The organism is Pedobacter frigiditerrae, from assembly GCF_004331645.1.
Taxonomy (GTDB): Bacteria; Bacteroidota; Bacteroidia; order Sphingobacteriales; family Sphingobacteriaceae; genus Pedobacter; species Pedobacter frigiditerrae.
The window spans coordinates 93,874-113,942 of the sequence record NZ_SJSK01000002.1; the positions used below are offsets into that span (position 1 = coordinate 93,874).

The window sequence follows — 20,069 nt, forward strand, 5'->3', positions numbered from 1 at the left end:
ATCATCGGGACCACTTTTTGCCAGAAGTATTCTATTTTGATCTACATATGTTAAATCAGAGAAGTTATAAGCCTTTATATCAGAAAGCTTATCAACCTTTAAGGTTTTATATTAAGTGAATAAATATCGAAATTATGGGGGCACTACTCCTGAATCTGGAATAATTTCTGTATTCCTTCGCTTGCGTATAATATACAATGCTATCATTTACAAATACACCTTCAATTTTCAAAGCATTATTATCAGAGATATTTTTCATTTCTTTTCCTGACAAAGGGATAGGCAAAAGCCATCGCTATGTGACCTTTGGGAAAAGCACGAAAGGCCTTAAATGCACGGGAAGGAGAAGATAGCATTGTTATTTCATGATAATTGAGCATAATTAACAATTACTTATCAAGCACGAGCTTTCTCCAACCAGATTTACCCACACCTTTTAAATCTTTTTTACGTTCTTCCATTACCTTTTTAATTTTAGAGGCATAGGTCCAACAGGTGCTTTGTCTAATGCCTAATTTTTCTGACAATTTATGAGAAGAAATTGCGCCTTTATGGTTATACATTAAATAAACAAGGTAAAAGGCTTTGTTAATTGGTATTCTATTATTCTCAAAAATAGTTTGATGTAAAACAGATTCCTCATAGGCGCACTTTGTACATCTTCTGTTAAATGGAACTTTACCATTACAATAAGTTGTATTAGCGCATTTAATGCATGCATAACCATTTTCCCATTTCAATTCGGCCAAAAACTTATAACAGGTATCTCTATCGGGATATTTTAAACTAAACTCATCAAAATCCAGCTCTGTTGCATTAACACGGGCATCGGTTACTTTTTCTATATTGGTTTTAAGCGTAATGTTGTCTTTTTCTAGTAGGATGTTCATTCTAGAAATTTCCTCAGCCTGTTGCTCTAACAATGCATTAATAGACAACAATTCTTCATTTTGATCTTCAATAGTGATATTTTTCTGTTGTAGCTCTTTAGATTTTTGTTGTACCTCTTTGGTACGTTCTGCTACCTTAATCTCTAATTCTTTATTTATGCTATCCTTAAGGTCTGCATTAACCTGCATTTGTTTAATGATCTGTTTACGGGCATTTTCTTTTTTCCGTTTCAAAATCCTTACCTGATCGCCTATGGCAAAAGATAAAAATACCATCTCCAGTAAAAAGCCAAAACTTAAACTATAATAACCAACTACATTGCCAATAAATAGTCTAGACCAACCAAGTATGTGTACAATTTTTATGATAAAGCCCATAAACAGGAAAAAATAACCCAACACAAAGAATCGTGCAGGCCCGTACTGTTTTTTCCACCAGATGTAAATACCCGTAAAGAAACATAACGACAGAGGTATTGCCTCTAGGAATTTGTACTTAAACAGATCATTATCATAAAATAAGCATACCAAAAAGAACAAGAAACGAACACCTAATAACACGTTAATGACCTTGTTAATTGTAGGCGCCTTTATCTTAACGTGTAATAACTCTTTGGTAAAAATAAGGCCGAATGTGCTTAAAAAGAACAAGGAAACTCCATAAGCATACTCATTCCAAACAGGGTGATTAGGCCATAGGTATTGAAAAGCAATGCCATCGGTAGACATTTCATACAAACCAACACTCAGTATATATAAAATATAGAAAAAGTATTGTCGCCTTTTTACAGCTAGAAACATCAATAAATTATGGAAGCTGAAAATTACGATCATCCCGTAAAAAAAACCGAACATGATATACTCAGAAAGTGCATAGCCAATAAACCTCTCTATGGTTCTGTAAACAATAATTACGTTTACCTGGTCTTTAGATTTTACCCTGAAATAATAGTAATACTCTCCTTTTTTAGTGGTATTAATAAGAAACTCGAAATTTTTATGATGGTAAGATCTTTCTGCAAAATTTAAATCGGCACCTGCTACACTTTTTACATATTTCCTATTGGTATCAGGCAAGTACGATTCAATGTGATCGGTTATTTGATCAAAAAACTCAATTATTGCATTTTGCTTTACATCTTCCTTAAACCTAACCTTTATTCTATACCAGTATGCAGATGATCGGTTATAGTTTTTAGGGTAAAAATTTATGTTCTTAATAAATTTACTTTGGTAAGCAGCACTGCTTATGGTTGCTATGGTTAACTTGTTACTCGCATCTTCCAAACAAACAACCTCATCAGCCTTAAATATATATTCCTTTAATTTAGAATCTACATTTACTGCTCTTTGTGCGTAAGACGAATTAAAACTTAAGGTAATGATTACAAAAGAAAAAACTGATGTGAGTTTTTTGAGCATAATTTAACTAAATTGAAAAATTATTTTTAGGATATCACAATTCTTATCATATTGCAGTACCCTAAGATTTGGCTAGCTTAATATATTTGATGCTTTAAATATATTAACATTTAATTAATAATTAATGTCATAATCAGTATAAGCTCATTCCAAATTGTTATAATGAAAAAAATAATCCTTTGCTATTTAATCGTTTGCACCAGTTATCAAGCAATATTAGCCAAATCTTATAAAGTAAATTCTGAAAAGGAATTTAAAACTGTTATTCCACAGTTATTAGCTGGTGATGAGGTGATCATCGCCAATGGCAATTACAACAATTGGGCAATAGAAATAGCTAGTAAGGGTACAAAAGCGAAAACAATTTTAGTGAGGGCACAAGAAAGTGGCAAGGTTGTTTTTTCTGGTGATATGGATCAAATCTTATTTAAGCTGACTGGCGATTATATCATTTTAAGTGGAATAACTTTTAAACACTGTATCCTGTTAAAAAATGGGGGTTTGATAGAGCTCAAAGGTTCGCAAAGTTGCCAAATTACCAATTGCCAGTTTTTAGAAAATACGGTTAAGACACAGTTTACGCCCTTAGTAATAGTTTCTGGAAGTGGAGCTAACAATAAAATTGACAAGTGCACCTTTACTGCCAATGTAGATAACCAGGATTTACAAGTTAAAATAACTAAAGAAACTTGCCCACAAAACACCTTAATTGAGCAGAACATTTTTACCAATAAACAAAAGGTAAGTTGGAAAAATGGCAATGGAGGCGAGTGTGTTCAAATTGGTCAAGACCCTGTTTTGTTAGGTTTACAAGCAGCAAAATCTATTGTTAGGGATAATAGATTTATTAATTGTAATGGCGAAAGTGAAGTAATTAGCAACAAAAGTAGTGGCAATAGCTACTTGAAAAATTATTTCGAGAATAATGATGGAGAATTGGTGATGAGAGGCGGTCACGACTGTATTATTGACGGCAACATATTTAATGGTGGTACTGGAGGAATTCGTGTAAACGGTACGGGACATACCATTACAAACAATAAAATAAGTAACATTAAAACTGCCATCAGATTAATGTACGGAATGGCAAAAGGAAAGCAAGAAATAGGTTTTTATATTGCCGCAAGTAATTGCATCATCAACAATAATCAAATATCAAATGCCACAACAGGAATACTGGTTGGTGATAGTAAAGATGCAGATTGGAAGGGAAAATTTGATACCATAAGATATCCATCACCTGTTATACAAAGTATTGCCCCTTTTGATAATAAAATATCGGGCAATACTTTTTCAGATACAAAGACAGAACAGGTAAATCAATAATTAATTGTTAATTAAAGTGATATAAGAACATTACATCGCCAGTATAAGCAGGTTTAGGTTGGTCTTTAATAATTAATGTTGCCTGAATAATTACCTTGGTAATGCCTCTTAAATTAGTTATAGATTGAAGTTTTGCCTTTAATTGAACTTCGCTATTTACAACAACGGCTTGGCCAAACTTAAAGCTCTCTATGCCGTAGTTAATCTCCATTTTAATATTGCGAATATCTGCAATCTGTTTCCATAAATATGGGATTAAAGACAAGGTTAAATAACCGTGAGCAATAGTTGCTTTAAATGGGCCTTCATTTTTGGCTTTTTCTTCATCAGTATGTATCCATTGATGATCTAGGGTTGCATCTGCAAATTTATTGATCTGATCTTGATCAATAGTATGCCATTGAGAAATACCAATTTCCTTACCTAGATGTGCTTCAAACTCTTCGTAACTATTTACTACTACCATATTTTTTTTTCTACTAATAATGCTAAAATTAACATTATTGTTTTAACAATCCTTTTAAATCTGCCGGAGAATAATTAATAGACTTTAAAGTCTTATGATCCCCATCCCTGTAAACTAAAAACAAGCCATCAATTTCTTTATAGTGAGCATCGGTATTACTGTTATTTTTATAATGAGCAATGGTATCATTTGCCTCTTCTACAGTTTTACATGCTTTGCTCATGTTAGACCTGTGCACTTCATCAAACAGTGTTTTAAAGTTGTTGGCTAAGCCGAATTCTAAAACTGCACCAGCTAAAACATATTGCAGATCGCATAATGCATCAGCTATTTCTACCATGTTATTATCGTTAACCGCTTCCTGCAGTTCTTTCAATTCTTCGGCAATTAGATCAATTCTTAACTGGCTTCTTTCTCTTGTAGGAATAGTTGCGTTATCTAATATTGGGTGCTTAAAGGTTTTGTGAAATTCTGCTACTTGGCTTAAAGCTTTTAAATCTTCCATTTTATGTTTTTACTTATTTGCATGAAGGTTAGATTATTTATATTGAAGGGCAAATTTTCTTATCAACATCAACTTTTATTTCCACAAAAATGAGCTAAATTAGCTTTGATTAAAACATCTGTATGAAAAAATTTCTTCTAGTTATTGCTCTATTTCTACCGCTGTTTAGCATCGGACAAGAAAAATATATAATTAATGGCAAAGTGGGCTATATCAATGCGGGACAGGCTATTTTAACCTATAAAATTGATGGTCAATTAGTAACGGATACGATTAAAGTTACGAGTGGTTCTTTTACTTTTACAGGAACTGTTCCAAGAGTTGTAGGTGCTACAATAGAACTTCGATATTATGCTGCGCCAAATTTTAAAAACATTGCAGATAAGTTAAATTTTTATCTTGAAAACAAAAATATGACTATTTCATCAAGAGGGTACTTGCAAGAAGGCAAGATTGGGGGTTCTCCATTGAATGATGAATTTCAAGCCCTAAATGACGAAATAAATAAATTAGGTAATATATCTTCAGTTGAAAAAGGAAAGGCTTATGAGAAATATGCCTTAACCCATATCAATACATTTATGGGATTGGTAGCTTTGTCTTATTCAATGATTAGAGATGCCGACGAAGCCGTTACACAAAGTATTTTAGACAAATTCTCTCCAGAATTTAAAAAAATGGGCTTAGCAAAAGGTATTCAAACTACTATTGATGGGTTTAAAAATACGAGACCTGGTGCAACTGCGATGCCCTTTACCCAAAACAATGAAAAAGGCTTTCCTGTTAGTTTAGGAGATTTTAAAGGAAAGTACGTGCTTATAGATTTTTGGGCGAGCTGGTGTATGCCTTGCAGAAAAGAAAATCCTAATCTTGTAAATACCTTTAATAAGTTTAAGAATAGGAACTTTACCATACTGGGCGTATCTCTTGATCATACCAAAGACAATTGGTTAAAGGCAATTAAGGACGATCGCTTAGATTGGGCACAAGTTTCAGATTTACAATATTGGGATAATGCAATAGCAAAGATGTATGCTGTTAAAGGAGTTCCAACAAATATTTTGGTAGACCCTAATGGAAAAATTGTAGGTAAAAATCTATTTGGTCCTTACTTGGTTCAACGTTTAAATGAATTAATTGCAACTAAATAATTTCAGAAAAATCTTTCAATAAATCAATTTATGAAAAAGTGCATCACATTTTTAGTTCTTTTAACTAGCATCTATTGTGTTAAAGGTCAAGAAAATAAAGTTTCGCAATATATTTTCCCAGATTTTGAAAGTGGCATAATTAAATTTAAAGTTGGAGCAGATTTAGAGGCAAAACTTAACTATAACACCTTGAGGGAAGAAATGCTCTTTATGAAAGATGACACTATACTTGTTATGGCAGAAGTAGAAAAAATAGATGCCATTTACATTAAAGGGTTAAAATTTATTCCCAATGGAAATATGTTTTATGAAGAAATTCCCTTCAAAAACAACTCGCTTTATGTCAGGCACACTGCAACATTAATAGCACAGGCAGTTGATACAGGCTTAGGAAAAACTGAAAACTCTGCGCAAACCAGTATTTCAACTGTAAAATGGCAATTTGGTGTATACAACTTCATACTGCCAGAATATAATATCAAAAGAAAAGATGAGTTCTATCTAAAGAAAAACGACAAGTATATTCATATTAAAGGCATTAATACACTTGCAGAATTTTTCCCTAATCAGTTTAAGGAAGTGAAAGATTATATCAATTCCAACAATATTGATTTGAATAATAAAAAAGGTTTTGCTCAGGTTTTAGATAAATTTTCTAAATAATTTATCGGTTTAATATATTTTCAATTGCATTTAATTCTGCTTCACTAAAACTGATGTTTGCTAAACATTCAATGGCATCTGTTACCTGGGCAGGTTTACTTGCTCCAATTAATACAGAAGTAACTCTTTCGTCTTTTAACAACCAAGCAAGTGCCATGTGAACCAATTTCTGATTACGACTTTGAGCAATCTCATTTAGCCTTTTCACTTTTTCTATTTTCTCTGGGGTAATGCTGTTTTGATTAAGAAACACGCCACTTGTTGCTACTCTAGAATCAGCCGGAATACCATCTAAATACTTATCAGTTAATAAACCTTGTGCCAAAGGCGAAAAAGGAATACAGCCTACTCCTTTGTTGCCTAAAACATCCATTAAGCCATCTTCTACCCAACGCTCAAACATAGAATATTTAGGTTGATGTATTAAACATGGTGTACCTAGTTTTTGCAAAATATCAATAGCTCTTTCGGCTTCTGCTGCCTTATAATTAGAAATACCCACGTATAGTGCCTTACCCTGACGAACAATTAAATCTAATGCCGCCATTGTTTCTTCTAATGGCGTATCCGGATCGGGTCTGTGGTGATAAAATATATCCACATAATCTAACTGCATTCTTTTTAGACTTTGATCGAGACTTGAAACCAAATATTTCTTAGAGCCAAAATCGCCATAGGGGCCATCCCACATGGTATAACCAGCCTTGGTTGAAATAACCATTTCATCTCTGTAATTAGAAAAGTCTGATTTGAGTATTTTCCCAAAAACCTCTTCAGCAGAACCTGGAGGCGGACCGTAGTTATTGGCTAAATCGAAATGTGTAATGCCATTATCAAATGCAGTATGGAGAATATTTCTACTATTTTCAATTTGATTAACAAAACCGAAATTATGCCATAAACCTAAAGAAAGGGCAGACAATTTTAAGCCACTATTACCGCAACGGCGATATTGCATAGCTTGATAACGATTTTTTTGAGGTTGATAAGACATTTAATGTTTTTAGCTAGTTCCAAATAATCCCCAATAATAAAATATTAAATCTAAAAACACATTTTAAAATTTAGATTACCTTAAGATTTTACCTTTTTCGCAGATTGACGCTGATTTCTTCCGCAGAAAAAACGCTGACAAACTTCCTATTAAATATGAAGCCATTAGTCTGCGCCTTATCTGCGTTCCTTTAAATCTGCGGTTTTTCTGCGAAACACCTTTCGCTGATTGACGCTGACTCCCTCCACTGAAAAGCACTGACAAACTTGCTATTCAATATGAAGCCATTAGTCTGCGATTTTTTTGCTAAAAACCCTTAAATCACATGAAAACGTTTGCGTAAATAATTTGATATACAGTATAAAGAGAATATAGCCAAATATGCCATTTACAACATAATGAGTGGATATTTTCTAATTACGCCTCTATTTATTTCAGCACAGTACAGGATGCATGAGCATAACTCTGCAAGTATCTTAGCATAAAACCAAATACATCAAGTATGAAACACAAATTGCTAATGCTATTTTGCCTTATCGTTATTGGAAGTCAAATCAGCTTTGCTCAAAACCAAAGAAGTACTTACAATTTTAATCCAGGTTGGAAACTATATATTGGCGATGCAAAAGATGCTGAGCAAACTGCTTTTGATGATAGAGACTGGAAAAGCATTACCCTACCCTACGCTTGGAATGAAGATGAGGCTTTTAAAAAATCCATTGAAGATTTATCAACTGGCATTGCCTGGTATAGGAAACATTTCATTCTTCCATCAGGTGCTGAAGCAAAAAAGATATTTTTAGAGTTTGAAGGGATTAGACAAGGCGGAGAATTCTATTTAAACGGCAAATTTATTGGTAGACACGAAAATGGCATCACTTCCTTTGGCTTCGACATCAGTAGTTTAGTAGAAGCTAATAAAGACAATGTATTAGCAGTTAGGATAGATAACTCATGGACTTACAGGGAAAAAGAAAGAAATTCTACCTATCAATGGAATGATAAAAACTTTAATGCAAACTATGGTGGTATTTCTAAAAATGTTCGTTTGCATATTACAGGTAAACTTTATCAAACATTACCACTTAACTCAACTTTAAAAACAACTGGTAATTATATCTACGCTAAAGACTTCAATATCACTGGAAAAAGTGCAGTAGTAGTTTCAGAATCTCAAATTAAAAACGAAACAGCTGATGCTGCATTAGTTCAATACGATGTAGAAATTAAGGATGCAGATGGTAAAATAGTTAAAACATACAGTTCTCCTGCTCAAACTGTTGCGGCTGGTAATATGACAATTTTAAGAGCCGAATCTTTAGTTAATGGCTTAAATTTTTGGAGCTGGGGTTATGGCTATTTATATACGATAACTTCTCGTTTAAAAGTAAATGGCATAACAGTTGACGAATTAAACACCAAAACTGGTTTCAGAAAAGCTGAATTTAAAAACGGAATGGTTTACTTAAACGACCGTGTTTTAATGATGAAAGGTTATGCCCAACGTACTAGCAACGAATGGCCAGCTGTTGGCTTGTCTGTACCGGCCTGGCTTAGCGATTACAGCAATGGATTAATGGTAGAAAGTAATGCCAATTTAGTAAGATGGATGCACATTACACCTTGGAAACAAGACATAGAATCATGCGATAGAGTTGGGTTAATACAGGCAATGCCAGCTGGTGATTCTGAAAAAGATGTAACGGGTACTAGATGGGACCAGCGCGAGGAAGTAATGACAGATGCCATTATTTACAATAGAAACAACCCTAGTATTCTTTTCTACGAATGTGGTAACGAATCTATCAGTGCAGAACACATGGTAGAAATGAAAGCCATTAAAAATCAGTATGACCCAAATGGTGGCAGAGCTATTGGTTCTAGAGAAATGCTTAACATTGATGAGGCAGAATATGGGGGTGAAATGTTATACATTAATAAAAGTGCAACTAAGCCATTATGGTCTATGGAATATTCTAGAGATGAGGGTTTAAGGAAATACTGGGATGAGTTCTCCCCTCCTTTCCACATTGATGGTGCTGGTCCGAAATATAAAGATGCCGATGCGAGCGATTATAACAGAAATCAGGATTCTCACGCCATTGAAAATGTAAAAAGATGGAATGAATATTACCAAGAAAGACCAGGCACCGGAACTAGGGTAAGTTCTGGTGGGGTAAATATCATCTTCTCAGATTCAAACACGCATCACAGAGGTGAAGAAAATTACCGTAGAAGTGGTGAAGTTGATGCCATGCGTATTCCAAAGGATGGCTTTTATGCGCACAAAGTGATGTGGGATGGTTGGGTTGACGCTAAAAAAACAGGTATTCATTTAGTTGGTCATTGGAATTATAAAGCTGGCACAAAAAAGAATATATATGTAGTTGCAGCGGGTGATAAAGCAGAGTTAATTCTGAACGGAAAATCATTAGGTTTTGGAGAAAAAAGCAATGGTTTTCTTTATACTTTTAAAAACATAGCTTACCAAGCTGGAACATTAAAAGCTGTATCTTATGATAATAAAGGCTTAAAATTGTCAGAAACTCAACTTAAAACTGCAGGAGAACCAGTTGCAATTAAGTTAACTAAAATGCAAAACCCAACTGGCTTTAAAGCAGATGGTGCAGATTTAGCTTTGGTACAAGTTGAAGTGGTTGATGCAGCTGGCAATCGTTGCCCAATCGCTTTAAATATGATTAAATTTGATGTAACTGGTCCCGCAGAATGGCGTGGTGGTATTGCCCAAGGCCCAGACAATTATATCTTATCTAAACAATTACCCGTAGAAGGTGGCGTAAATAGAATTTTAGTTAGGTCTACTACCACAGCAGGTAAAATTAATATTACAGCAACGGCTGAAGGATTAAAACCTGGTTCAATTGCTTTGGAGACTTTACCTGTAATGGTTAAAAATGGTTTATCAAGTCAATTTCCTGCTGATGGATTGAAATCGAGCTTAAAAAGAGGTGCAACTCCTGCAGCACAAACATATCAAGTAAGTAGAAAAGCCATTAAAATTGTTGGTGCAACAGCTGGTGCAAACAGCGACAAAGCTAAGTTGAGTTATGATGATAACGAATTGAGCGATTGGGTTAACGATGGTATTTTAAATACCGCTTGGATAAAATATGATCTAGAAAAAGAAAGCACAATCGGTCAAGTTGAGTTAAAGGTAAATGGCTTTAGAACTAAGGCCTACCCTATTCGTATTTTAGTAGATGGGAAAGAAGTTTTTAAAGGGAATACTGTACCAAGCTTAGGTTATTTTACTGCAATTTGCAAACCAACAAAAGGTAAAACAGTAACCATCCAACTATTGGGTTCGGGTAAAGAAGCTGCAGATAATGCTAAAATTGGTGTAGAGGTAAATGGCAAAAAACTGGATGATGGAATTGAAAGAGTAGAAACTAAATCAAGAGGCGGATTGAGTATTATTGAGACTGAAATTTACGAAGCTAAATAATCATATAATTAAAACCAGATGAGATTATTAAACAAAACGAGCCTTATCATTATATTGATTTTAACATCAATAAAAGTAAGCAATGCACAAACCAATGCCAATATTGAGGTAAACTTCGACAAGAAAATTGAAGAGATGAAACCCATTTGGGCTTGGTTTGGTTACGATGAGCCAAATTATACTTACATGAAAGATGGCCAAAAATTGTTGACTGATATTTCAAAATTTAGTCCGGTTCCTGTGTATGTAAGGGCACACAACCTGTTAACTTCTGGAGATGGAACACCTGCTCTAAAATGGGGCTCAACCAACGCCTATACTGAAGATGCAAATGGCAATCCGGTTTATAACTGGAAAATAGTTGACCAGATTTTTGATACTTATGTAAAACGAGGAATGAAACCTTTGGCGCAAATTGGTTTTATGCCCGAAGCTTTGTCTATTAAGCCAAATCCTTACCAGCATAAATGGAAACCTGGTGTTCGTTATGATGAAATTTTAACGGGCTGGGCTTATCCGCCAAAGGATTATAAAAAATGGGGCAATTTAGTTTACGAATGGGTTAAGCATTGCGTAGAAAGATATGGCCAAAAAGAAGTAGAAAGTTGGTATTGGGAGGTTTGGAACGAGCCAGATGGAGCTTACTGGAAGAGTACACAAGCTGATTTTTTTAAATTATATGATTATGCCGCCGATGGCGTAAAAAGAGCTTTACCAACTGCTAAAATTGGTGGTGCTAATGTTACTGGTGGTGGGAGTAGATATCTAGATGCCTTTATCAAACATTGTTTAAAAGACACTAACTATGTTACTGGTAAAATTGGTTCGCCATTAGACGCAGTTTTATTTCACGCTAAAGGTTCGCCAAGAGTTGTTAATGGTACAGTAGTGATGAATATACGCAACGAGCTTAGAAATGTAAACGACAACTATAAAGTAATTAACAAATACCCGGAGCTTAAAAATATCCCCGTAATTATTGGTGAGTTTGACCCAGAGGGATGTGCTGCTTGCGGGATGTCTACCAATCCAGAAAATGCCTACAGAAACGGGACAATGTATTCTAGTTATACCGCAGCATCTTTTGCTAGGTTATATGAACTAACCACTCAATATAAAATTAATCTTTTAGGAGCCGTGAGCTGGTCTTTTGAATTTGAAAACCAACCTTGGTTTGCCGGTTTTAGGGATTTAGCTACTAATGGCGTTAACAAGCCTGTTTTAAATGTATTTAGGATGTTTGCCATGATGAAAGGTGACAGGGTTGATGTAAAAAGCGATCAAATGTATAACCTAAAGCTTGTTTTAGATTCTAGCATTAGAAAGTCGGCGCCAGACATTGGGGTTTTAGCAGCAAAGGCTGAAAACTCTGCTACAGTAATGATTTGGAATTACCATGATGAAGATAAAAAAGGGGCAAATGATATCGTATCGGTTTCCTTAAATGGATTAAACAAAAAAATGGTAACCATTACTCAATATCGTATTGATGACTTAAATAGTAACTCTTACGAAGAATGGAAAAAGATGGGTTCTCCTCAAAGTCCAACTACAGCACAAATAGCAACACTTGAGAAAGCAAGTTTGCTCAAAACAATTGGCAAGCCTATTAAATTCGATACTAAATCTGGTCCATTTAAATTTGAATTAGGCAGACAAGGTATTTCATTGTTAAAAATAGATTAATGAAAAAGCAAATAGGTTACTCTTTCATTGTTTCTATATTTTTCGTTCTAACCATAGTTCAAATTGTAAATGCCCAATCCAACAACATTAAAAACGATGTTTTTTGGAAAACAAAAGATGGCAAGCCTATTAATAGTCAAGGTGGTGGGATATTTAAATTTGCCGACCCAAAGACAGGTATAAAAAAATATTACTGGTATGGGGTTAACTACGCAGAAGCAGATAAATATCGAATTGACCCATCTGTTACACAACCAAGAGCTACATTCGAGTCTGTTACTTGTTATAGTTCTACAGATTTAGTGAACTGGACATTCGAAAATGATGTTTTAACAAAATCCGAAACTAATAAAACCAGTAAAACTTGGGTTGGTCGTTTAGGTGTTGCCTACATCAAACAATTGAAGAAGTATGCAATGTTTGTTCAGCATGGGGGAAAAGTTTTAATTACTGTTTCTGATTCGCTAGCTGGCGAATTTACTTGGCACCAAGAAATTAGCATGATGGAGATGATTGGAACTTCAAATACTGGCGATCAAACCGTATTTACGGATGAAGATACTGGAAAATCTTATCTCGTTTATTCTTATGGCAAAGGCCGAAACAAAATTTACGTTTCAGAAATTGGCGTTAAGGAGGGTAAAGTAAACTTGTTAGATTGTACGCAAATATTTAAAGGCGAAAGCAGAGAAGGCAATTGTATGTTCAAATACAATGGCAAGTATTACATGTTTGCTTCGAATATTTATGGATGGGATGGTTCTCTTGCCTACTATCTGGTAGCTGATAACATCAGGGGTCCTTATACACCAACCAATCAAATGTTAGTGATGAAGGGTAGTGAAGCTGATTATGCACACGTAACACAAACAGGATTTTTTGTGAATGTAAAAGGTAGCGAACAAGAAACTGTTATTTATTGTGGCGACCGTTGGGCAGATTTTGCAGGTAACGGATTAGGCTATAATCAATGGTTTCCAATTTCATTCGATGGTAAAACACCGTATTTTAACTCACTTAATTCTTGGGATTTAAATGCTAAAACGGGTAAATGGAATGTAGCCAAAGACAATGATCATGTTAAAAACGGGAGTTTTGAGGCTGATAGAAAACGTATTCCGAGTGTTGTTAAACCAGTGCAAACGCAATTAACAGGATGGGTAACTCAAATCATTGAGGGTAACAAAATTAGTTTAGACAGTGTCCAATCGCCCGACTTAAACCATTTTAATACAGAAGCCGACAGGAAAGAAGTTATTGGCGAAAAAAGTCTTTACATCAACGATAAAGTAAACTTTAAACGTAAGGTATCTCAAATTATCACTTCTTCTCCTTATGTAAAACTAGCAGACGGAACTTACACATTAACTGCTAAAATAAAAAACAACAATGGCTTTAATAAGTTAGAGATGTACGCTTTAAGTAATGGCAAAACCTTTAATTATCTTATTAAAGAGGCAAATGCAGACTGGCAAAGCATCACTATTAAAAACATTATTGTAAAATTTGGCAAGGTTGAAATTGGCTTTTTAGCTGATGGAAAAGCAAACGCTTTTTGCAGGGTTGATGATGTTTCTTTGGTGAAGGCACTATAAAGTTTTACCGCAAAGGCGCTAAGAACGCAAAGATTTTTAAATATTCCTTTGCGCTCTTCCTCTCTTTGCGGTTAACAAAAAATTATTTAATCTTAACTGGTTTTACTTTCTCGAAAACATCAACTGGCAAGATATTTCCCTTTTCATCAAACCTTAAAGGTGAGATTGCGGTTTCGCGATTGTAACCATTACCACCTGGAATTTTAAAACGATGGTAGGCAATATACCATTCATCTTTACCTGGAACTTGTACAATAGAATGGTGACCAGCACCTTTTACAACACCCTTACCTTTTAAAATTGGGTTTTGCTCTGCTTTAATAAATGGTCCCATCGGAGAATCTGAAACGGCATAAGCTACAGAATATCTTGGGTCTCGGGTATCAAATTCAGACCAACTTAAATAATATTTCCCGTTTCTTTTAAATACAAAAGAACCTTCATTATACCCTTTTGGTTTAATCGATATGATCTTCGTGGCATCATAAGAAATCATATCATCGTTAAGTTTTACGATGTTACAGTTACCTTGTCCGAAGTATAAATAAGCTGCTCCGTCATCATCTACAAAAACCATCGGGTCTATCATTTGCCCTTTTAACATTGCTTTTTTCACAAGAGGTTTGCCTAATGCATCTTTAAATGGTCCAGTTGGTTTATCAGCAACTGCAACACCAATATTTACATCAGCCGAGAAATAATAATAGTACTTCCCATTTTTATAGGCTATTGCAGGTGCCCAAGCTCGCTCTTTTGCCCAAGTAATATCTCTTGGCAAATCTAATATCACCTTTTCAGACTTCCATTTTACCAAGTCTTTAGAAGACCAAGCCGTAAAACTTGTTGCGTTCCATCCTTCTGAACCATCGGTAGTTGGATAGATGTAGAACTTTTTGCCAAAGGCAGCAATATGCGGGTCGGCATATACACCAGGCAAAACCGTAGCAGGTGCATTTAAGGTATCAGTTTGGGCGTAAGTAGCTGTTGAAAACAAAAGACCACTTAACATGACAAATAGCGTGTGTTTCATTGCAGTATTTTTTTTAATTTATTATTTCTTTTTCTCTTGTATTTTAACTCCATCAGAAGTCATGACTATTTTTTTTATGCTCCCATCACGGTTGTACGCTAACAGATCTATACATACAGATCTGCTATAACTGGTTCCATTACGTTGTATAGCACCATTATGATAAATGAAATAAGATTTGCCTTTAAAATCTATTATAGCTTGATGATTGGTATTGCTGTTCCCTGCAATTTCGTTTAAAATTCCTTTGTATTGATAAGGTCCCTCAATATGGTCTGCCATTGCATAAGCAATTTTTTCTGGAAAGCTTGTTGCATACGAAAGGTAATATTTTCCTTTACGTTTATGTATCCATGGTGCTTCTTCAAATTTTAATCCATCAAAGTCAATCTTTTTTATAGCACCATCAATTTCTATCATGTTTTCCTTCAATTTTGCATAATAGCAAACGCCATTGCCCCAAAAGAGCCAAGCTTGTCCATCATCATCAATAAATACAGAAGGGTCTATACAAGTCCAAGAATGAGTGGAAGCAAAACAATCTGCATTGGTTAGCAATTGTTTCCCTAATGCATCTTTAAATGGCCCTTGTGGACGATCTGCAACCGCAACACCAATGCCAGAGCCATTGGTACTGATATACCAATAATATTTACCATTTCGTTTGATGGTTTGACCAGCATAAGCACCCCCGCTCTTATCCCATTTAAAATCAGACAATTTCAATGGCACTGGGTATTCAATCCAATTTTTCATATCAACTGTTGAGAACACACACCAATCTTTTAATTTATAGCCCTTTTGACCTCCTTCAAAATCATGACCTGTATAAAGCCAAAGTGTATCATTTTCTACCATTGCAGCAGGATCTGCTGTAAACTTATGAGTAATGATAGGATTACCGTTTGATTGGAAATGATAAAGGGTATCCTTTACTGTTTGAGCTCCCGCAGTATCATGGTTCACCAAACAAAATAATAAAAGCCAAACAATGGATGTTATTGTAAATTGTGATTTCATTATCAAATTCTTAATTGGCTTTCAATAATATTTCGGGAACACCTCCCCACTTCTCATTTAATCGTTTGGCTTCTTCTTTGGTAATGCCGATTATGCTACCATGTCTGGGATAAAAGTTTTTTGTAAATGATTCAGGAGTTGGCGTAAACCCGTACAAATCTTTGCTGCGCTGAAACTCATACCGATGGTTGGTATACAAATCGTACATCAAAATATAAGTATCATCGTTATTTAACTTGAACACACTTGAACCTTCCACCACTATTTTTTTGGCAGAATAAGCATCTAAATAATTAAAATCTTCTACCCAAGGTCCTTGAAGGGTTTTACCAATTGCTTGTCTAATTCCATTTTTGTATTCTTTACCATTTTCGTCTTTAGTATTACCTTTAAAGAAGAAATGATATAAACCATCCTTGTAAATAATATCGCCATCTATTGCACCATATTTAGGGTTGAACATTAGTTGAGGTTCATTTTCAAAACCGTTAAAAGTTGCATTGGCATAGGCTGAATAGAAATCTAATTTTAAATCATCCTTAAATTTAACCGTAAAATAAACCAAGTATTTACCGGCTACTGGGTCGTAAATAGTTTGTGGTGCCCAAACCCATTGCACATTCTTAAACTTTGTAGGGTAAACTTTTTCAAGGTCTATGAAACCGTGTTTCCAATCTATTAAGTTTTCAGATTTTAACAAAACAATGCCTGGATTATGCCCCCAGCCATTTTTCGCTGTACTCATATCGGTAGCTACCATATAAAAACTTTTTTCATCCTCGCCCCTTAAAATATGTGGGTCTCTAATTCCGCCTGTTCCAGAGATAAGCTCAGAAGAAATGATAGGTTGGTTTTTATTTAGGGCAGACCAATTGACAGCATCTGCACTTACACCAAACCTCACTTGTTCGTCTTTATCTCGTGGACCAGAACCTTCAAAGTAAGTAAACAGATAGCCTTGCAATGGCATTTCTTGATAAGCTACATTAATATCGAATGACTTTTTAACTCGTAAATTCCCAGAGGTTATTGAAGCTGTCATTTTAAGCTTCCTCTTACTTCCATTTCTAGGCGAAAGCTTTAACAGTTTTCCTTTATCTGAAACATAAGCTGGGTTGCTCGATTTCCAAGTGATTATTGAACCATTTTTACCCACAGTATCCAATGGTAAATCCCAATGGAGATTGCTCAAATATCCTGTTGGTATTTTTAATGCCGCAGCATCTGTTTTAGCTTGGTTTTGAGCTTGTGAATTTTCGATGATAGTAACTAGTAAAGCAATAGTTAACAAGTATTTAAAAATATATCTTTTCATTTTCATAAATTAAATTAGTCGTGTCATACCCAACTTGATTGGGTATCCTAATGCTAAAAGCCTACGTGACGCTTTAAGATTAGCTTCGCTGAGCCCTTCGGGGTTCCCGCTTTTGCGGGAATGGCGCAAGGGTTGTATCATTATTTAGCTACGATTGTAAATTGGTCCTTGGAAACATAAAAATTGAAATCTTTAATTTTTCCTTTTGTTTTTTGTGTACCTGCAAGGTATTTGAAACCCGATATATTGGTTACTTTTCCTAAATCTATTACCACTCTATGCGGATGCGCAACTTTTTTATAACCCCATTGTGTTTGCCAAGAAGTTGTTGGCTGATTATCCATCATTAAAGTTGCCAAACCATTTTCCCTTTCAAATTCTTCGCTATCGGCATACACAATTGTACATTCTTCTCTTGGTACTTCTAGTCCATTTGCATCTAAAATTCTTAATTCAGCAATAGCGGCAACTGCCGAATTTTCATAACTAGAGGTGCTCTCCAAACAAATATAACGTCCAGCTACGGCTTTATCTAATGAGATATTTTGCCACCCATCTTTATCCTCTAGCACCCCTGTTTTAACCAACTGGCTTGCATTTAAAGTTAATTTAGAACCAGCTTTAGAATGTAGCAAGGTAGAATCTAATTGAGTAGCCCAGATTTGCTCTTTTATGCCTTTAATTGAATTAGCTTTAGGATTGCCCAGTTCTAAAATAGTGATTTGATTTATACCTTTTTTAATCCAGCAACCTGGAATATATAAGGTTTGTTGAGGCCCAATACCCCAATACCTGCCAATTAACTTACCATTTAACCAAAGCAAGCCATGATCTAAATTACGTGTATCTAAGTAAGTATCGCCTATTTCATTTACCGTAAAACTTCCTTTTAAAAACTCAGGATATCCGGCTTTTGCCGATGATGTTTTAACACTTTCTATTTTATCTAACGGAAATTGATAATGCTGCCATTCTTTTAGTGCCCTTCCATTTAAATAAACACCTTCGGTAATGCCTTTTCGCTCAGTATCTATTGCAGTACCAAAATTTACTCTTCCCAATGGTTCTACTAATATCTCTAATCTGTGTTTTCCTGTCGGGAAGTTAACTTGTATCGCAGTTTGATTAAGCCTTCTATCTAATACGCCAATTTTCTTACCATCTAGATAAATCATTGCCCTATCCATTACACGGGTAATTTTCAATTCACCTTTTAACTCCCCAGTAAAATCGTGAGCATATAAAATTAAACCATAAGCTTGGTCTAATGCCTCTATATTTTGTGGTGTTTCAAAAACTTTGGGAGCTGGTAAATTATTAACCAATGAAGCAAAATGCGTCAGTTTAAATTCAGGAATAACAATCTTTTTAATGGGCGTAGGTAAAGCAGGTAATTTTAAATCCGGATATTTCTTTAAAATCACATCTCTAAAAGCATAAAACTTATCATTTGGCTCACCATCCTCATTTAAAGGTGCATCATAATCATAACTAGTTGTATAAGGCGTGTAATAAGTGTTACTGCCGTTTGCCCCAGGAAAAAATCCGTTTGTGGTACCCCCATGAAACATATAGAGGTTAACAGAAACACCATTATCTATCATCCATTTAAAGTCTTCTATTTTCTCTTTAACAGAATGTACTTCGTGTTTACCGCCCCAGTAATCGAACCAGCCTGTCCAAAATTCTGAGTTAAATCTTGGTCCATCTGGCACATATTGAGCAAAAGTTTCAAAACCTTTTTGTGCCTTACTTCCAAAATTAATGGTTGGTATTACTCCTTCTATGTGACCTTTATCGTAATAATTTTTTCCTAGCCAGTCGCAATGAAACAAGGGTACATCTACTCCTGCCTTTAACAAAGTGTTTTTGATAGCTTCTAGATAAACCTTGTCTGCTTTATACACTCCATATTCATTTTCAACCTGCACCATCAAAACATTTCCACCTTTGGTAATTTGAGCATTTTTAAAAGCTTGTACTGCCCTATTCAAAAACGTCAACGTTTGAGGCATATAGTCGCTATCTGAGGTACGTAGAACAATGTTTTTATTCTTTAATAGATAAGATGGCAATCCACCTAAATCCCACTCTGCACAAGTATACGGGCCGGGACGAATGATAACCCATAAGTCCTCCTCTGCTGCTATTTTGCAGAATTCGGCAATATCTAGGTTACCTGTAAAATCATAAGTTCCTTTAACTGGCTCATGGGCATTCCAAAACATATAGGTGCAAATGGTATTTAAACCCATAGACCTTGCTTTTTTTAATCGATCTCTCCAATAAGCCCTTGGCACACGAGCATAATGCATCTCGCCAGAAATAATATGAAATGGTTTTCCATCTAACAAAAAATCATTTTTATTAATAGTGAAAGTATGTTTTTGCTGGGCTGCTAATTGCGCTATACTGAAAAATAGAAATACAACAATTAGAAGGCATTTCTTATTTAAGCTGATGTTCATAGAGAATGATTTAACATTTGGACTAACCAAAAATAAAATAATAAACGTCAAAAAAACGTTTATCATAACTCT

The 20,069-nt window shown here is 34.9% G+C and carries 14 protein-coding genes; 6 read left to right on the forward strand and 8 right to left on the reverse strand.

Annotated elements, in window-relative coordinates; translation table 11 throughout:
- Positions 1-389: 389 nt before the first annotated feature.
- The gene (locus EZ428_RS07680) at positions 390-2,312 is read right to left on the reverse strand and encodes a 7TM diverse intracellular signaling domain-containing protein (protein ID WP_131552573.1); all 1,923 of its coding nucleotides are present in this window, start codon (positions 2,310-2,312) and stop codon (positions 390-392) included.
- A 162-nt stretch (positions 2,313-2,474) separates the two neighbouring features.
- Between EZ428_RS07680 and EZ428_RS07685 the strand changes: the two genes are divergently transcribed.
- Entirely contained in the window at positions 2,475-3,638 is a 1,164-nt protein-coding gene (locus EZ428_RS07685) for a chondroitinase-B domain-containing protein (protein ID WP_131552574.1), read from the forward strand.
- 7 nt (positions 3,639-3,645) lie between these two features.
- On the opposite strand, the gene EZ428_RS07690 is transcribed toward EZ428_RS07685, so the two are convergent.
- Positions 3,646-4,104 (reverse strand): MaoC family dehydratase, encoded by a 459-nt coding sequence (locus EZ428_RS07690; protein ID WP_131552575.1) that lies wholly within the window; start codon positions 4,102-4,104, stop codon positions 3,646-3,648.
- Between the two features lie 34 nt (positions 4,105-4,138).
- The gene (locus EZ428_RS07695) at positions 4,139-4,609 is read right to left on the reverse strand and encodes a pyrophosphohydrolase domain-containing protein (RefSeq protein ID WP_131552576.1); all 471 of its coding nucleotides are present in this window, start codon (positions 4,607-4,609) and stop codon (positions 4,139-4,141) included.
- 122 nt (positions 4,610-4,731) lie between these two features.
- Here EZ428_RS07695 and EZ428_RS07700 point away from each other — a divergent pair, with 122 nt between their 5' ends.
- Both EZ428_RS07700 and EZ428_RS07705 read left to right on the forward strand, forming a co-directional pair.
- Positions 4,732-5,760 carry a TlpA disulfide reductase family protein gene (locus EZ428_RS07700; RefSeq protein WP_131552577.1) on the forward strand — a complete coding sequence of 343 codons (1,029 nt, stop codon included), beginning with the start codon at positions 4,732-4,734 and terminating at the stop codon, positions 5,758-5,760.
- Positions 5,761-5,790: 30 nt separating this feature from the next.
- On the forward strand, positions 5,791-6,423 hold the full coding sequence (locus tag EZ428_RS07705) for a hypothetical protein (protein WP_131552578.1): 633 nt from the start codon (positions 5,791-5,793) through the stop codon (positions 6,421-6,423).
- A 1-nt stretch (position 6,424) separates the two neighbouring features.
- Here the strand turns inward: EZ428_RS07705 and mgrA are convergent, their stop codons facing one another.
- A complete protein-coding gene (gene mgrA / locus EZ428_RS07710) occupies positions 6,425-7,417 on the reverse strand; it encodes an L-glyceraldehyde 3-phosphate reductase (RefSeq protein WP_131552579.1) in 993 nt (330 codons plus the stop codon).
- 502 nt (positions 7,418-7,919) lie between these two features.
- On the opposite strand from mgrA, the gene EZ428_RS07715 reads away from it, so the two are divergent.
- The 3 genes from EZ428_RS07715 to EZ428_RS07725 are packed head-to-tail and all read left to right on the forward strand — an operon-like array spanning position 7,920 to position 14,164.
- A complete protein-coding gene (locus tag EZ428_RS07715; RefSeq protein WP_131552580.1) occupies positions 7,920-10,883 on the forward strand; it encodes a glycoside hydrolase family 2 protein in 2,964 nt (987 codons plus the stop codon).
- A gap of 18 nt (positions 10,884-10,901) precedes the next feature.
- Positions 10,902-12,569, forward strand: coding sequence for a GH39 family glycosyl hydrolase (locus EZ428_RS07720; protein WP_131552581.1), 1,668 nt, complete (start codon positions 10,902-10,904; stop codon positions 12,567-12,569).
- Complete coding sequence (locus EZ428_RS07725; RefSeq protein ID WP_131552582.1) at positions 12,569-14,164, forward strand: family 43 glycosylhydrolase; 1,596 nt, start codon at positions 12,569-12,571, stop codon at positions 14,162-14,164. Before EZ428_RS07720 ends, EZ428_RS07725 begins: the two co-directional genes overlap by 1 nt.
- A gap of 82 nt (positions 14,165-14,246) precedes the next feature.
- Here EZ428_RS07725 and EZ428_RS07730 read toward each other — a convergent pair whose 3' ends face one another.
- From EZ428_RS07730 to EZ428_RS07745, 4 genes are all read right to left on the reverse strand, one after another.
- Positions 14,247-15,194, reverse strand: coding sequence for a family 43 glycosylhydrolase (locus EZ428_RS07730; RefSeq protein ID WP_131552583.1), 948 nt, complete (start codon positions 15,192-15,194; stop codon positions 14,247-14,249).
- A gap of 21 nt (positions 15,195-15,215) precedes the next feature.
- Entirely contained in the window at positions 15,216-16,214 is a 999-nt protein-coding gene (locus EZ428_RS07735; RefSeq protein ID WP_131552584.1) for a glycoside hydrolase family 43 protein, read from the reverse strand.
- 10 nt (positions 16,215-16,224) lie between these two features.
- Positions 16,225-17,529 carry a glycoside hydrolase family 43 protein gene (locus EZ428_RS07740; protein ID WP_205945642.1) on the reverse strand — a complete coding sequence of 435 codons (1,305 nt, stop codon included), beginning with the start codon at positions 17,527-17,529 and terminating at the stop codon, positions 16,225-16,227.
- A gap of 140 nt (positions 17,530-17,669) precedes the next feature.
- Positions 17,670-20,063 (reverse strand): beta-galactosidase, encoded by a 2,394-nt coding sequence (locus EZ428_RS07745; protein ID WP_131552585.1) that lies wholly within the window; start codon positions 20,061-20,063, stop codon positions 17,670-17,672.
- Positions 20,064-20,069: the final 6 nt, after the last annotated feature.

Excerpts from the sequence above, each read along its gene's own strand:
- EZ428_RS07725 (WP_131552582.1), top strand. The coding sequence starts at position 12,569 with ATGAAAAAGCAAATAGGTTACTCTTTCATTGTTTCTATATTTTTCGTT.
- EZ428_RS07715 (WP_131552580.1), top strand. The coding sequence starts at position 7,920 with ATGAAACACAAATTGCTAATGCTATTTTGCCTTATCGTTATTGGAAGT.
- EZ428_RS07690 (WP_131552575.1), bottom strand. The coding sequence starts at position 4,104 with ATGGTAGTAGTAAATAGTTACGAAGAGTTTGAAGCACATCTAGGTAAG.
- EZ428_RS07685 (WP_131552574.1), top strand. The coding sequence starts at position 2,475 with ATGAAAAAAATAATCCTTTGCTATTTAATCGTTTGCACCAGTTATCAA.
- EZ428_RS07735 (WP_131552584.1), bottom strand. The coding sequence starts at position 16,214 with ATGAAATCACAATTTACAATAACATCCATTGTTTGGCTTTTATTATTT.
- EZ428_RS07680 (WP_131552573.1), bottom strand. The coding sequence starts at position 2,312 with ATGCTCAAAAAACTCACATCAGTTTTTTCTTTTGTAATCATTACCTTA.
- mgrA (WP_131552579.1), bottom strand. The coding sequence starts at position 7,417 with ATGTCTTATCAACCTCAAAAAAATCGTTATCAAGCTATGCAATATCGC.
- EZ428_RS07720 (WP_131552581.1), top strand. The coding sequence starts at position 10,902 with ATGAGATTATTAAACAAAACGAGCCTTATCATTATATTGATTTTAACA.
- EZ428_RS07730 (WP_131552583.1), bottom strand. The coding sequence starts at position 15,194 with ATGAAACACACGCTATTTGTCATGTTAAGTGGTCTTTTGTTTTCAACA.
- EZ428_RS07740 (WP_205945642.1), bottom strand. The coding sequence starts at position 17,529 with ATGAAAAGATATATTTTTAAATACTTGTTAACTATTGCTTTACTAGTT.
- EZ428_RS07705 (WP_131552578.1), top strand. The coding sequence starts at position 5,791 with ATGAAAAAGTGCATCACATTTTTAGTTCTTTTAACTAGCATCTATTGT.
- EZ428_RS07700 (WP_131552577.1), top strand. The coding sequence starts at position 4,732 with ATGAAAAAATTTCTTCTAGTTATTGCTCTATTTCTACCGCTGTTTAGC.
- EZ428_RS07695 (WP_131552576.1), bottom strand. The coding sequence starts at position 4,609 with ATGGAAGATTTAAAAGCTTTAAGCCAAGTAGCAGAATTTCACAAAACC.
- EZ428_RS07745 (WP_131552585.1), bottom strand. The coding sequence starts at position 20,063 with ATGATAAACGTTTTTTTGACGTTTATTATTTTATTTTTGGTTAGTCCA.